At 54.6% G+C, this 14,084-nt stretch carries 18 protein-coding genes; 11 read left to right on the top strand and 7 right to left on the bottom strand.

What is annotated here, in order from left to right:
- Positions 1 to 34 precede the first annotated feature (34 nt).
- Entirely contained in the window at positions 35 to 592 is a 558-nt protein-coding gene (rsmD, locus tag ROJ03_RS08875) for a 16S rRNA (guanine(966)-N(2))-methyltransferase RsmD (protein WP_313726675.1), read from the top strand.
- Entirely contained in the window at positions 582 to 1,415 is an 834-nt protein-coding gene (locus ROJ03_RS08870; protein WP_313726674.1) for an acyl-[acyl-carrier-protein] thioesterase, read from the top strand. The genes rsmD and ROJ03_RS08870 overlap by 11 nt, the downstream gene beginning before the upstream one ends.
- Here the strand turns inward: ROJ03_RS08870 and ROJ03_RS08865 are convergent.
- The 4 genes from ROJ03_RS08865 to ROJ03_RS08850 are packed head-to-tail and all read right to left on the bottom strand — an operon-like array spanning position 1,396 to position 4,009.
- Positions 1,396 to 2,406, bottom strand: coding sequence for a hypothetical protein (locus ROJ03_RS08865; protein WP_313726673.1), 1,011 nt, complete (start codon positions 2,404 to 2,406; stop codon positions 1,396 to 1,398). The genes ROJ03_RS08870 and ROJ03_RS08865 overlap by 20 nt on opposite strands.
- Positions 2,407 to 2,411: 5 nt before the next feature.
- Entirely contained in the window at positions 2,412 to 2,699 is a 288-nt protein-coding gene (locus ROJ03_RS08860; RefSeq protein WP_313726672.1) for a leader peptide processing enzyme, read from the bottom strand.
- Entirely contained in the window at positions 2,692 to 3,222 is a 531-nt protein-coding gene (gene lspA, locus ROJ03_RS08855) for a signal peptidase II (protein ID WP_313726671.1), read from the bottom strand. The genes ROJ03_RS08860 and lspA overlap by 8 nt, the downstream gene beginning before the upstream one ends.
- A 34-nt stretch (positions 3,223 to 3,256) precedes the next feature.
- Complete coding sequence (locus ROJ03_RS08850) at positions 3,257 to 4,009, bottom strand: Nif3-like dinuclear metal center hexameric protein (RefSeq protein WP_313726670.1); 753 nt, start codon at positions 4,007 to 4,009, stop codon at positions 3,257 to 3,259.
- Positions 4,010 to 4,061: 52 nt separating this feature from the next.
- Here ROJ03_RS08850 and ROJ03_RS08845 point away from each other — a divergent pair, with 52 nt between their 5' ends.
- A complete protein-coding gene (locus ROJ03_RS08845) occupies positions 4,062 to 6,098 on the top strand; it encodes an AAA family ATPase (RefSeq protein WP_313726669.1) in 2,037 nt (678 codons plus the stop codon).
- Here the strand turns inward: ROJ03_RS08845 and ROJ03_RS08840 are convergent.
- The gene (locus ROJ03_RS08840; protein ID WP_313726668.1) at positions 6,085 to 6,888 is read right to left on the bottom strand and encodes a TrmH family RNA methyltransferase; all 804 of its coding nucleotides are present in this window, start codon (positions 6,886 to 6,888) and stop codon (positions 6,085 to 6,087) included. The two genes, ROJ03_RS08845 and ROJ03_RS08840, sit on opposite strands and share 14 nt — an antisense overlap.
- The gene (gene rsmI, locus ROJ03_RS08835; protein ID WP_313726667.1) at positions 6,869 to 7,576 is read right to left on the bottom strand and encodes a 16S rRNA (cytidine(1402)-2'-O)-methyltransferase; all 708 of its coding nucleotides are present in this window, start codon (positions 7,574 to 7,576) and stop codon (positions 6,869 to 6,871) included. Before rsmI ends, ROJ03_RS08840 begins: the two co-directional genes overlap by 20 nt.
- Positions 7,577 to 7,858: 282 nt before the next feature.
- Between rsmI and ROJ03_RS08830 the strand changes: the two genes are divergently transcribed.
- Together ROJ03_RS08830 and ROJ03_RS08825 are read left to right on the top strand one after the other, a co-directional pair.
- Positions 7,859 to 8,524: a PspA/IM30 family protein gene (locus tag ROJ03_RS08830; protein WP_313726666.1), complete on the top strand. Its 666-nt coding sequence runs from the start codon at positions 7,859 to 7,861 to the stop codon at positions 8,522 to 8,524.
- Positions 8,524 to 8,727 carry a PspC domain-containing protein gene (locus tag ROJ03_RS08825; RefSeq protein WP_313726665.1) on the top strand — a complete coding sequence of 68 codons (204 nt, stop codon included), beginning with the start codon at positions 8,524 to 8,526 and terminating at the stop codon, positions 8,725 to 8,727. Before ROJ03_RS08830 ends, ROJ03_RS08825 begins: the two co-directional genes overlap by 1 nt.
- Before the next feature lie 62 nt (positions 8,728 to 8,789).
- Here ROJ03_RS08825 and ROJ03_RS08820 read toward each other — a convergent pair whose 3' ends face one another.
- Positions 8,790 to 9,773, bottom strand: coding sequence for a sigma 54-interacting transcriptional regulator (locus ROJ03_RS08820; protein WP_313726664.1), 984 nt, complete (start codon positions 9,771 to 9,773; stop codon positions 8,790 to 8,792).
- A gap of 208 nt (positions 9,774 to 9,981) precedes the next feature.
- Between ROJ03_RS08820 and ROJ03_RS08815 the strand changes: the two genes are divergently transcribed.
- The 6 genes from ROJ03_RS08815 (at position 9,982) to ROJ03_RS08790 (ending at position 14,057) form a co-directional block, all read left to right on the top strand.
- Positions 9,982 to 10,638, top strand: coding sequence for a PspA/IM30 family protein (locus ROJ03_RS08815; protein WP_313726662.1), 657 nt, complete (start codon positions 9,982 to 9,984; stop codon positions 10,636 to 10,638).
- An 18-nt stretch (positions 10,639 to 10,656) separates the two neighbouring features.
- Positions 10,657 to 10,983, top strand: coding sequence for a hypothetical protein (locus ROJ03_RS08810; RefSeq protein WP_313726661.1), 327 nt, complete (start codon positions 10,657 to 10,659; stop codon positions 10,981 to 10,983).
- A 14-nt stretch (positions 10,984 to 10,997) separates the two neighbouring features.
- A complete protein-coding gene (locus ROJ03_RS08805; protein ID WP_313726660.1) occupies positions 10,998 to 11,354 on the top strand; it encodes a PspC domain-containing protein in 357 nt (118 codons plus the stop codon).
- Positions 11,355 to 11,357: 3 nt separating this feature from the next.
- Positions 11,358 to 12,233, top strand: a complete 876-nt coding sequence (locus ROJ03_RS08800; RefSeq protein WP_313726659.1) for a DUF4097 family beta strand repeat-containing protein — start codon at positions 11,358 to 11,360, stop codon at positions 12,231 to 12,233.
- 163 nt (positions 12,234 to 12,396) lie between these two features.
- Complete coding sequence (locus tag ROJ03_RS08795; protein WP_313726658.1) at positions 12,397 to 13,668, top strand: DUF1576 domain-containing protein; 1,272 nt, start codon at positions 12,397 to 12,399, stop codon at positions 13,666 to 13,668.
- On the top strand, positions 13,665 to 14,057 hold the full coding sequence (locus tag ROJ03_RS08790; protein ID WP_313726657.1) for a hypothetical protein: 393 nt from the start codon (positions 13,665 to 13,667) through the stop codon (positions 14,055 to 14,057). The genes ROJ03_RS08795 and ROJ03_RS08790 overlap by 4 nt, the downstream gene beginning before the upstream one ends.
- The last annotated feature ends 27 nt before the right edge of the window (positions 14,058 to 14,084 follow it).

Raw genomic sequence — 14,084 nt, 5'->3', positions numbered from 1 at the left:
GAAATCCTATTATTGGAGAGATGAGGGGTAAGCGATGCGAATAACCGGGGGAATCTATAGGGGAAGGACAGTGACCTGTCCTCCAGGAATCATACGACCTGCCATGGACATGATGAGGGAGTCCCTCTTTTCCATCCTTGGGAACATCGAGGGCCTCTCCTGGCTCGACCTGTTTACCGGCAGCGGATGTGTCGGCATCGAAGCCGCTTCTCGCGGGGCTTCGCTCGTGCATCTGGTTGAGAAGGACCGCCTGAAGAAGGCCACCATCCTTGAGAACCTGAGCATCGTGGAATCGGAGATCGAGCTCTTCATGACCGATGTCAACCGATTCATCCCGACAGCAAAACGGCAGTATGACATCGTATATGCCGACCCTCCCTTCCCGATGGAAGGAAAGGTCAGTCTGGCTATGGCGGTGGACAAGGCAAAGCTACTTACCGCTGGAGGGCTGTTCATTATCCACTACCCCTCTGAGGAAAAGAAAGGCTGGCCCGAGCAGATCGGCTACCTCTCCTTCATCGACGAACGAAAGTACGGGCGGAGTATGCTTCGCTTCTATAAGAATACCGGGGCGACTACCGATGAAACATAAGACGATGACCATTGACGAGAACAATATCGCACACAGCCAGTTCACCACCTACAGCTATGAGACCGACTGTTTCTTTGAAGCCAGGCTCGCCTTCTACTTCCAGATAGTGCAGGAGGCGGCGGGCAACCATGCAGCAGAGCGGGGCTGCAGCATCCCGGCCCTCCATCGGGAAGGGAACACCTGGGTCATCACCCGTACGAAAATGCAGATACACAGGTACACCCAATGGCCTGAACAGGTGGTGGTGGAGACCTGGGCACAAAAGCCCATCAGGTTGCATCTACCCAGGGTTGTCCGCTCCTTTGACGAAGAGAGAAACCCAATTTTTACGGCCCAGACCTATTGGGCCCTCATCGACCTGGAAAAAGGGAGACCCTGCCGTCCCACCACCATGAGTGAGAGGATCGGCCTACCGCCAGAAGAGATGCAGCTGGACCTTTCGCTGACCCATCGACTCGGCTATGAGGAGTCAGGCTGCACTACGCTGGTCTCCTACAGGCCCAGGATCCAGTATCTTGACACCGACAGCAACCTGCACGTCAACAACATCTCCTACCTCAACTGGGCTCTGGACAGCCTTCCTGCTGAGTTCCGAAACAGGTCGAAGATAGCAGAGGCTGACGTATCCTGGGTCAGACAGACTTTCAGTGGGGATGAGATCAAGGTATATACCGGCAGCTGTGACGAGAAGGCCCTCTTCGGTGATGAGGCCCTGCTCTACCACAAGATAATAAGGACAGAAAAAGACGGAAGCCTGACCACTGTCTGGGAGGGCACTACCCGATGGGAGGGCCGCTCTTCCTTTAGAGGAACACCTTCCTGAGATTTGGGTCCTTGCCCAGCAACAGGCCTATGGACTCCCTGACAGGGAAGAACCCCGAATGGGTGTTTGCCGAATAGTAACAGTACCAGCAGGCCTCCTCCTCCTTGAAGTGGAGGTCACAGCTGACTATGTAGCGGCTTGCCCAACCCCGTTGGGGTGTCGGCAGGACAACCGGACGGAACGAGGGTTTCCACACCAATCCATCAGGACTCTCCAGCTGCAGCAAGGACGAAGTGGTCTTCGCCCGCTTCTTGTCCCAGTGCATGGCACATTCAAAGCCCACATACCCATCAGAGGCCTGTACTACCTTGATGCTTCCGCATGCCATATTGCGGTAGGGGTCGTCAGCGTTGGGGGAGAGCAAGGGTTCACCCTCATTTGCCAGGGCATAGGGCCCTTCCAGGGAGGAAGAGATGGCAAGGGCGAAGTGCCGGGTGGCCTTCTGCTTGGTATCCTCAAGAATAACATGGGAGGCCCCGAAATAGAGGCGGTAGCCCTGCTTGTCCCTGAATAGCTGGGGTCGCGAGATCCTGGGTTTTTCCAGGCCGTCTCCAGAGAAGGGGACGTCCTTGCTGTCCAGGATGATCTTGGGCTCGCTGAAGAGGATGAGGTCGCTGGAGGAGCGCATTTCAAAACGGCTTGCATGGTTCTTGTCCCGCCTGCCTGGCCTCCACTTCCTGAAGGAAGGGGGGGAGGCATCATGTTTCTCATACAGGAGGTACCACATCCCATCCTGTTGGAAGATGGTGGGAGAATGACCCCTGAGCTCGATCATTTTCCTCGGTTGCCAGGAGATGCCGTTTTCGCTGATGAAGTGCTCGATCCCAATCCAGGTATGCCCGAAAAGGTGCCATTTTCCATCGGGACTCTGCTCAGGAAACAAGAAGAACGGGTCACACAGCCGTGGCATATACCAGAGGCTGCGGATGACCGGCTCATCGCTGAAAGGGTACCAGGATATCTTGGTGAAGGAGGCAATTGAGGAAGGCATCGCTCCTACTCCTCCCGACGAGGCTTCTTCTTCCTCTTGTTGAAGAGGGGAGCCAGGTTTTCTTCAAGGTTGAAACGCTTTGCCATCCACTTGATGAGGACAGAATAGAGCCAGAAGCTTCCTCCGATGCTCACCAGAAAGGAGAGGCCCAGCCACAGGGGAACCAGCGAACTCGCAGGATCGACAAACCGGGTGATGAGGATGAAGCAAGCCAAGAACAGCACAAGCATGAGCACTATGTTGAGCACCGTCGCCGCTACCATGAACCAGAGAGTGTTCGTTTTCTTAGACATCGTTCGTTTCCTTCTTCTTTGTAGGGGTACGCAGAATCGTCAGGGCGAGCAATATTGCACTTACCACCAACGAAGCATCAGCTATATTCCAGGTCGGCCATCGCTGGAGGCCCATGAACCCATAGACCTTGACACTGAGGAAGTCCACCACCCTGAAGGAGCGGAAAATCCTGTCGATCAGATTGCCGGCCCCGCCACCCAAAAAGAGGGCAAGGATCCAGTACTGCAGGCGCGTCAGCTCAACCTTCCTGGAGAAGTATAGCACGCTTACGCCAAGGAGGAGGAGAAACGGAACAAAAACAAATCCAATCCACTTCACTGCGATCGGCAAGTTGGTTCCCATGCTGAAGGCGATGGCGGTATTGCGCACATGCACGATGGCAAGGAAATCCCCAAAGAACTGGTAGCCGATGGTGTTCTCAGGAATGTGGGCGACTATCCAGGCCTTCGATAGCTGGTCGGAGAGCAGCACAGCCAAGGTAAGCAGGAGAGGCAGCGCCTTGTTTGTACGTTTCTTTTCCATAGGGGCCACTATACTATACTCTTTTCCCATTTGCCTACAACTTCGTAGGGGTATCGATAAAGAGCGTCTCCAGACCAAACAGGTTTGCAAGATGCTCGCCAAGGGCCTGGACACCAAAGACCTCACTGTCGTAGTGGCCTCCCCCGATCATCGTGATGCCACTCTCCAGGCAATCGTTGTAGATTTCGTGCTCGCATTCACCGGTGACAAAGCAGTCAAGTCCCTCTTGTAGGGCGGTATGGACATCGCTACTGGCCCCGCCACTGACAATGCCTACCGTGCTGAGGGCCTTCTTGCCAAAGGGGAGGATAGTGGGATTGCTGAACCCAAGCGTTGAGACAATCTCTTCGACTGAGGTTGGATTCGGGAAACTACCCTTGAATCCGATCTCCATCCCACGAAACTGGGCAAAGGGCTGGATATCTACAAGGGCGAGCCTCTTTGCCATGACGGCGTTGTTCCCCACCTCAGGATGGGCATCGAGGGGAAGATGGGCCACATACAGGTCCACATCCCCTTCCAGCAGGGTCTGAATCCGCCTGTAGTGGGTGCCGGTCACGGCAAGAGGATTGCCCCAAAAGAGTCCGTGGTGGACAATGAGCATGTCGGCCCCAGCTTCAAGTGCTGCATCGAAGGTCCTCTGGCAGGCATCCACTGCAAAGGCGACCTTGGCTATTTCCTTGTCAGGACCACCTACAACCAGCCCATTGAGGGATGGGTCTACCGTGGAAAACAGAGGAATTGAGAGGTATTCATCAAGATATCTGACCAATTCATTGCGTTTCATGGCCAAAGTATAAAGAGTTGACTTGATTTGTTCCACCACCTATAGTTCGACCATGGTTGAAAAGGTAACGAAGATACACAGGCTTTCCTACGAGGAAGCCGCTTTTGATTTCGATGATGCATTGGTACAAGAGTGCAGGGCTCTCGCCCTCAAACCCTCGATCGTGGGTCAGCCGCGTGCCTTGCGCTCGCTGCAGATGGGCCTTGCCATACAGAAGGGAGGGTACAACCTCTTTGTAAGCGGAAACTCCGGCAGTGGCAGGCTCGATGCCATAAAAGAGAGTGTTGAACCATTCAGGGCCGACATATCCCTATTGCAGGACATCGTCTATGCATACAACTTCCTGCAACCCGACGCCCCGCTTGCCCTCACCTTCCCTCCTGGGGAGGGAGAGAGGTTCTCCGACTCGATGGAGCTTTTCAGCCAGAACATAGCCCTGCTTGCCCAAGACAAGGCTACCTTCCTGGAAAAGGCAACGTCCCTCCTGGAAGAACTCAAGCGTGGGTTCAGCCTTCCCTCACTCTCGGTATTCTTCAACCATGTGCAATCGGATTTGGCAAGACGGGCTTCCCACATACAGAACATGACGGAAGAACAGCTCAAGAAAGACCAGTTTTTTGTCAAATATCGGGTTAACCTACAGGTCAATCACAGCAGGACAACAAAAAGACCCCTCATCATAGAGACACATCCGACCTTCTCCAACCTCTTTGGTTCCGTCGATGACAAACAGGCGTTTGCCCATCTGGGCCTGCATGGGGGCTCCCTCTTGGAAGCCGAGGGAGGGTTCATCGTCATCAACGCCGAGGAACTGCTCTCCGAAGCCGGCCTCTGGGATGCCCTGAAACGCTATCTCGATGCCTCGGCCCTTGCCCTGCAGCCAAACCTGCTGGTAAAGGGAGAGCTTCGCAGCGCCCAGGTCAGGCCACAGATGACCAGCATACCGGTAAAGGTCATCCTCATGGGCAATGAGGACACCTTCGATACCCTCACCGAGCACGACGAGAAGTTCTTGAACCTCTTCAAGGTCTCTGCCCAGTTTGACTTTGCGATGCCCTCGGACAAGGCCCATATTGCAAAGGCCATCGCTAACCTGCTCGACTTTGCCGAGAAGAACAACTGCCGTCCACTTGACGACGGCGCGCTCGGACAGATTTTGCGCTACAGCGCCTGGTATGCAGAGTCCCGATCCGAACTCACCACCCAGTTCTCACAACTCTACGACATCATCATAGAGGCCAACTACTGGGCCGAACTTGAGGCCAAGGAAGCGATCGACAAGGAGCTTATCCTCAGGGCAAACGACGAGAGAAGTTACTTCAGCGGTATCCTGGAGACCCGTATCAACGAGGAGATCGTCAACGGTGAGATGATCATCAGCCTGACAGGGACCAAAATCGGGGTGGTCAACGGCCTTGCTGTCATGGACCGCGGCGCCTCTTCGTTCGGCACCCCCACGGTCATTACCGCAAGCGTTGCCCCAGGCAATGAGGGGATCGTCAACATCGAGCATGAGGCCGGCCTCAGTGGAGAGATCCACGACAAGGGGCTTCTCATCCTCGAAGGGTACCTGCGCAAACACTATGCGAGGACCTTCCCCCTCTCGATCTATGCAGGAATCGCCTTCGAGCAGTCCTATGCGGAGGTCGATGGGGACAGCGCCTCCTCCTCGGAACTCTACGCCCTGCTCTCTGCCATAGGGGAACTGCCGATACGCCAGGACATTGCCGTCACCGGATCCGTCAACCAGATGGGCATGATCCAGCCGGTAGGAGGCATCAACGAGAAGATCGAGGGGTTCTACCGCACCTGCCTTACCACCGGACTTTCCGGCAAGCAGGGTGTCATCATCCCCCAGCAGAATGTCCGCAACCTGATCCTTCCCTACGAGGTGCTTGAGGCTATCAAGGAGAAGACATTCCACATCTACCCCATCAGGAGTATCGATGAGGGGATGCGCATCCTCACAGGCCGACCTGCAGGGATACGCAATGCCAAGGGCAACTATAGCGAAGGGAACTTCAACTATGACATTGAGGATAGGCTGAGGAAGATGTACCTTGCGGTAACCTCCTCTAACAGGTCGTAAACCACCTGTGCAGCATGATCCCGGTGGCAACCGAGACGTTCAGCGACCCTTTGGTCCCTGCCATGGCAATGGATAGCCTACCAAGGCTCCGGTCACAGAGACCGAGCAGGTAGGGACTTACCCCCATCTCCTCACTTCCGATGACAGCCGCCCCTTCAGAGGGGAACGGAAACTCGCCTATCTCCCTACCTCCAAGCTCCAGGGCAAAGAGAGGAAGGGAGCGTTTTTCTATCTCTTCTTCCACTGTTTCTTCACTCATGTACCGGTAGGCAACGGTGGCTGTACAGCCCCGTGATGACTTGACGGCCCTGGGGTGGAGGGCAGAAGCACTCCCTTCCACCAGCCAGATCTCCTCGATGCCAAAGGAATCGGCACTACGGAAGATGGAGCCTACATTGAAGGGGGAGCGTACCCGGTCAAGGATGAGGATGTGGGGAAGCACACTCCGCCTGGAGCTGTCCAGGGCCCCATGTGCATCGACAAAATCCCAGTCAGAGGGTTCGCTGCCCAAGGCACCAAGCAGCAGATGGTGCATATCCTCAAGGGCGAAGGCAAGACCCGGGCCCGAGGAGGTGGCTAGCTTGCAAGCAAGCTTGTCCAGGGTTGAGCGTTGCTCGTGCGAGAGGACCTCGTTGAACTGGATGGAGTCGAACAGGGAGCAGAGTCCTTGCAGGTAGAGCCGGTCAGGCTCCTGGCCCCGCAACACACCCTGTGCCTGTTCGTGGAAAAGCAGGGCGCACTTGCGCACGCAGGTGCGATCCTTCAGTGTCCTAAGCTTCGCTATCGTCATCATCGCTATCAGAGGCCTCAGTGGGGGCTATGCAGAGGGCAAACTCCCCTTTTATGGCTTGCCGGCTGGAAAGCTGGGCGGAAACCTCTGCCGCTGTCCCAACCAGAAACTCCTCAAACTTCTTGGTCATCTCCCGTCCTGCGACAACCTGGCGCTGGCTGTCTATGGCCGCTATCTCGTCAAGGGTCTTGACGATGCGAAACGGGGATTCATAGATGATGAAGGCCTCATTGCGGGCAAGCAGCTCGGCAAGGCGCTTGGTCCTCCTGCCCTTTCGGGGGGAGAGGAAGCCTTCAAAGGTAAAGCTCTTTCCCACATAGCCGGCCACACTTACCAGGGTTGCTACGGCAGAAGGGCCCGGGATGGGTACCACTGCAAAGCCCGCTTCCCTGACAGCCTTCACGACACGAAGCCCCGGGTCGCTGATGCCAGGGGTACCGGCATCGCTGACAAAGGCTACATCACTGCCAGCCTGCATCAGGGCAACGATTCCCTGGGCTGAGTTTATTTCATTATGGGCATGGCATGCGATCAGGCGTTTCTGGATCTCATACTTCTGCAGGAGGGTCTGGGTATGCCGGGTATCCTCACAGGCGATGACGTCGACACTGCGCAGTGTCTCGACTGCACGGTAGGTGATGTCATCAAGATTCCCTATGGGAGTGGCAACCATATATAAGGTACTCATGCAAGCCAGTCTACACGCTTAGAGCCTAGGGTACAAGAAGGATTGCCAGGCCATGGAGAGGGTATATGGTCCATTGACAACAAAACCTGCTATAGGTGGCTAAATAATCCATTCTTGTTGGTATTTTTTACCAACACACCAGTAGTATTGGAAGAAATGGTACGAAATTGGGGACAAAACCCCAGTTTTTCTCTCTGAATGCCTTCTTTTCAAAGTTGGCACGGCTTGTGCATTGCTATTAGCGTACCAACACAAGCCACACAGTGGCAGAAGGAGACCATGATGAACATGTTCAAAAGGATCGCAGACATCTTCAATTCGAATGTACATAGCGCCCTTGATAGGATCGAAGACCCAGCCAAGATGATCAACCTCATGATTACAGAACTGCAGGACACCCTCCTCAAGGCCCGTTCTTCGGCAGCGGCACGCAAGGCAGAAAAGACAAGCCTTACAAAAGAGCGGGCCGAGCTGGAGAAGGCCATCGTACGGTGGGAAGACCGGGCCAGGCTCGCCATTACGAACGGGCGGGAGGACCTTGCCCGTGAGGCCCTTGCAGAGAAGAGCCATTGCAGCGAAAGGATCCGCCTCATCGACGAGCAGCTGACAAACCTTGAGACCATCCTCTCAAGCCAGGAGGTCCAGCTGGCCCAGATCGCTGACAAGCTGAAGGAAGTGAAGGACAAGCAGAAGATTCTCGTCCAGAGGGCAACCAGTGCAAAAGAGAAGAAACAGGTAGCACAGACCCTTCGTTCCAGCGACAGCAGCGACCTTGCCCGTAAGTTCAGCGAACTGGAGAGCAAGATCGATCGCATGGAGGCCGATGCCGAGATGGCTGGCTACCAGGGAACGCGATCCTCAGCCGATGAGTTCAACAAGATGGAGACCGACAGTGCCATCGATCAGGAGCTTGCAGCACTGAAGCTTTCGATGAAGGAGAAAGTATAATGGAAAGCCAGCGTCACGACACCCGTAGGCTCTTTCGGGAGCAGAACGGATTTGTACTGGGAGTGCTGGCAGGCCTAGCCAACTGGTCGGGCCTCCCCGTGGCGGCATTGAGGATCATAGCGGTGGTGCTCTTGTTCACCGTAGGGTTTACCAAGATCGGAATCATCTACCTAGGCGCTGCACTGCTGATGCCTTCCAGGTAACGATCGAGCGTTGTTTGTGTCGTATCTCATCCTGCCAGGGTATCTTCGGATACCCTGGTTCTCTATATCCGGTCCTTGTATTTTCTGAAGAGGCCGCGGAACTGGTCATAGCTGAGGTTCAAGGCCTTTGCAGCCGAACGCTGGTTGCCTTCACTCTGCTGCAGTGCCGCTTTCATGTAGGAGAGCTCAAGCTCCTGGCGAGCCTCTTCATATCGAGAGAGGTCGAGGATTTCACCAATGGGTTTTTTCATCGGCTGTTCAGCATAGGGGTTTGCAAAGGGGTCGAACTGTACCTCTTCGATGCGCATGGTGTCGCTGCGGTAGACTGCCCGCTCCACAACGTTCTTCAGTTCCCGTACGTTGCCCGGCCAGCTATAGGCCTCCAGCTGAGCCATGACCTTCTTGCTAAACTGTGGCATCTCACTCTTCCCACACTCAAGGGCCATCTTGGACCCAAAGTATGTCGCCAGCAACAGGATGTCCTCCCCGCGTTCGCGTAGCGGTGGGAGAAACAGCACCTCAAAGGAGAGCCTGTCCAACAGGTCCTCCTTGAACTTCCCCTCCTTGCAGAGCTGGGGCAGGTCGGCGTTGGTAGCCCCGATGATCCTGACATCCACCTCGTGGGTAACTGAGGAGCCGACCCTCTCGAAGGTGCCGTACTCGACGACCCTGAGGATCTTCTCCTGGACCTCCAGGGGGATGAGGCCGATCTCGTCAAGGAAGAGCGTCCCGCCTTCAGCCTCCTCAAACCTCCCCTTTCGTGTCTTCTGGGCCCCGGTGAAGGCACCCTGTTCGTAGCCGAAGAGCTCTGTCTCGATGAGGGAGGGAGGAAGGGCTGCGCAGTTTACGGTAACCAGGGCATGTTGCCAGCGAGGGGAGAGGAAGTGCAAACGCCTTGCGGCCCCTTCCTTTCCACTACCCCGTTCACCCACCAGCAATACGGAACGGTTGACAGTTGCGGCCCTGCTGAGACAGCTCTGGAAGTCCAGAAAGGCTTCACTTTCTCCCAAAAGTTGCTGGCTATACGCGACCTGGTTGGTTTCCATGACACCCCCTCTTATGGTAAAATACACCATTGTTGGTTACATTTACCAAGTGCACGATACCACAACTTGCCAGGACAAGGAAAGGGGATGGCCCTACTATCGGTCTGGAAAGACTTTATCTCGGTAATTGTCCAAAACCATGACTTGGCACACTTCATGCATATAGTTTCATATAGAACAGGTGGCACTACCACCTAAGGAGCATACCATGGGAGTTTTTTCAAGATTCTTAGATATTGTGAATGCTAACATCAACTCACTTCTCGACAAGGCCGAAGACCCGGAGAAGATGATCAAGCTGATGATGCAGGAAATGGAAGATACGCTGATCGAGCTCAAGAGTTCCTGTGCGGCCAAGATGGCCAGCAGGGCAAAGACCGAACGGACCTACAAGGAAGAGCAGAGTGCCGTTGACCGCTGGCAGAGCCGTGCGGAACTGGCCATCAGCAAGGGCCGTGAGGACCTGGCAAGGGAAGCCCTGCTTGAGAAGAAGCAGTCCCTTGATTCCATGGAGCGCCTTGCCAAGGAGCTGAAGGTTGCGGAAGAGACGATCAAGGTCAGCAAGGATGAGATCACCCAGATCGAGGACAAGCTGGTCTCGGTCAAGCAGAAATACCAGATGATGGTCGAGCGTGCAAAGCGGGCCCGTGAAGAGCAGGCAGCCCAGGATACCCTCAGGCGTGCTGCAGAGTCCGCCACCCATGACCGGTTCTCCAGCATGGAAGAGAGGATCGACAGGATGAAGGCAAACAACGACCTGAACGGCCGCGATACAAGTTCGCTGGATGAGAAGTTCAGGGATCTCGAGGGAATGGATGACATCGATGCAGAGATCGCGGCCCTCCGAAAACGTGCCGGTCTTTGACCAGAAGGGAGCAACTGAATGGAAGCGGTAATGATCCTCATTGTGATTTTCGTCTTCATCATCGTCATAACCTCGATCGATGAGAGCTTCAAGATGAAGAGGCGGAAGATGGATGCAGCCCTCAAGATGCGGGAGATGGAGGGCGGGTATGCCCCTGGGACCTACAGTGCCTACAACTACAAGAGAAGAAGGCGGCATTCCAAGGTTGAGGGCTTCACCCCTATGGAAGAGACCAACCGGGAATCTCAGCGGGAACTGTTGAAAAAGGGAATAGACGACCTCCAGCAGCGTCTGGACAATATAGAAATCATCATGCAAAGCCGAAAGGCCCATGAGAAGGAATAGAAGGAATGATTGGTATGGCAACAAAAAAACTCTACAGATCACCAAGAGGAAAAGTCTTCGGAGTGGCCACAGGCCTGGCTGAGTGGCGTGACCTCAACCCCGACATGGTACGGCTCATCGTACTTATCGTAGTCCTGTCGACAGGCGCGTTTCCTGGAGCCCTCGTCTACCTGGTAGCAGCCCTGGTGATACCGATGAACCCAGGCTACGAGACCTACGAAAGAGAGTACAGCAAGGCCCCTGAAGACAGGCGAACCGACGAGGACCTGCTGTCTGAGTACAACCGTCTGAAGAAGAAGGTGGAGAAGATGGAGAACGACATGTTCAACAAGGAACGTGATTGGGACGACCGGTTCCACGAAGGAAGCTAACCCATGCTCAAGGATTCCAATGCAAACAAGATTTTCCTTATCGTTCTGGTAAGCATCCTTGCCATCCTCTTCTCCATGGACTTTGTCTGGCAGAAGCGGGGCAAGGAGACCAGGGACGAGCAGAGCTACTCCCTCTCTGCCTCAGATTCGGTGAAGATCACCACTATCAGCAATGACATTGTCCTTTCGGTAGACGAGAAGGCAAAGGAAGCTTCTGTAAGTATCGGGGTAAATGACAGAAGTAGCCTGAAGGTAGAGAAGCGAGGAAACGAGTTGGTCGTCACAGTATCCCCCCTCGCAAAAGGATTCCTTAATTTTTTTGGTAGCCCAGGCTCCCCTTTGGTGGTCAATATCCCCAAAACCATGCTTGATAGGCTTGAATTACAGACTACCAGCGGTGACATACTCCTGATGCAGGACTTCACCGCCAACACTATCAAAATCAAGAGCATCAGCGGGAAGGTGGACATACTTACCCTCGATGCAGACGAGGAGCTCTCCCTATCGACCATCAGTGGTGATATCAGCGGCTACGGAGCTGCGAGCAAAGGCCGGTTATCGCTCTCCTCAACCAGCGGGGATGTGGATATCAACACCATGGAAGGCAAGGATATCCACGTGAACCTGATCAGTGGTGATTTGGATGGAGCACTCTCCATAGCTGCCAACGGGTCTCTGGAGGCATCGGCAGTCAGTGGCAGGCTCGATCTGGACCTGGGCAAGAGTGAAAACCTTGCAATTGTCGCAAGTAGGATTTCCGGTTCCATTCTCTTCAACGGCCAAAAGCAGGATAGTTCCCCAGCCACCGCATCGACGGGGAACAAGCAGACAGAAGCAAGGCTATCCACCGTAAGTGGAGAGATACATCTAACCTTCTAGGTCCTATCCATAGGTTTTTCCATACAGAAGCCCTCCCCTGCACGAATGAGCAAGGAGGGCTTTGTCATATATACACCATACACAAAAAAAAAATTACAGTTGTGCATCCCTCCATTTCCCTTTAGCATAATAGCATCCGATCGCATAGGGATGAGGAACCTCCATGGAACGTACCGAAAAGAACCTTTATACGATTATGCTGCTCTTGATCCTGAGCCTGGCTGTAGTTGGGCTGGCCCTGGATGGGCCCCTGCCTGGCTTGCAAGGGTTTATCCATCTCCAAAGCCAAGGCTCGAGGCTCATCAATGACTTTACCTACTACGGGGTAGGACCAGCCTTGTTCAATGCAGCCCTTGTCGGGCTCATAGGCCTGGTGGTCGTCTTCTTCGCTTCGGTCAGCCTGTCAGGCCCGACCCTTGCAGCAATCTTCACCATGATAGGGTTCGGGTTCTTTGGAAACACACCCCTCAACTGCCTTCCGATCATCTTTGGTGTCTGGCTAGCTGCCAAAATTGCCCGCAAGAGTCTAGGATCCTACAGCCTCATTGCCTTGTTCGGTACTGCCCTCGGGCCTCTGGTGACCTTCATCATGTTTGAGATGCACCTTCCCTTTGCCCTCTCCATCCCCCTTGGGATATGTTCGGGTCTGGCTGCAGGCTTCATCCTCCCCTCGGTTGCAGGCTCCATGCTCCAGCTCCATCAGGGGTATAACCTGTACAACACAGGCTTCAGCTGTGGCTTCCTTGGCCTGTTTGCCTCAAGCCTGCTTATCGCAACAAACCGGATGGAACCCATCACCATCGTCTGGAACACCACGCAGAACACTGCCCTCATCCTCTTCATCCCCCTTCTCTCGGTGTTCTTGCTGCTCTCAGCTCGTATCATTGACAGGCCCTCAACCATGCGCTCCCTCCTGAAAGAGTTGTCCAAGCTACAGAAACTCTCGGGAAGGCTCCCTACCGACTTCATCGACGCCAGTTCAACTGGAGGCACTTTGCTCAACATGGGCCTCTTGGGCTTGGCATGTTCCTTGTATGTCTGGATGGTAAAGGCCCCATTCAATGGGCCGGTCATCGGGGGCATACTGACAGTCATGGGATTCGGTGGCTTTGGCAAGACACTCAGGAACACCTGGCCGGTAGTTGCTGGTGTAGTATTGGCAACCCTGGTCTTTGGTAAGAATCTCTCAGATCCCGGGCCGATACTTGCAGCCCTCTTCTGTACTACCCTAGCCCCAATTGCCGGTCAGTTCGGTATTGTCGCAGGTGTGGTAGCAGGCTTCATCCACCTGTTCATGGTGGAGACCACTGCCCAGTGGCACGGGGGACTGGACCTGTACAACAACGGGTTTGCCGGTGGACTTACGGCAACCCTTCTCATGGCCATCCTGCAATGGTACAAGGTCAATCGCCCGAAGGAGGATTTCGAACTATGAAACGAAAGGAATTTTTAGGACGTTTGATCGGGGAACTCACAAACTTCATGCTGGAGGGCAATCCCCTCCGCCTTGTCGTCTCGCTCCACCAGGAGGACGATGGTGCCCATATCAGTTTCTTCGATGACAGGCCACGATCGGAGGCAGAGCTGGAGCAGATCAGGAAGGCCCTCAACCCCAAGGCACAACGCCCTGAACTGGCCCAATACTACGGCCTTATGGCCGGTCATGACATGGCCTGGGGAGCAAGGCTAAAACTCATTGGATGGCAGATCAAGCACGCAAGCGTCAGCAACTCCGACAGTGGCCTGCAGATTGACCTCTGGCTAGGCAGCGATGCCTTCAATCCCGACAACTTCACCTTGGAGACCAAGAAGAAGGAGAAATGAGGGGGGGCTTGGAGGGTTGCCTAGGAT

It is taken from the genome of Sphaerochaeta sp. PS (assembly GCF_032144095.1).
GTDB lineage: Bacteria > Spirochaetota > Spirochaetia > Sphaerochaetales > Sphaerochaetaceae > Sphaerochaeta.
The sequence above is the reverse complement of the archived record's forward strand: the minus strand, read 5'-3'. Positions and strand labels throughout refer to the sequence as shown.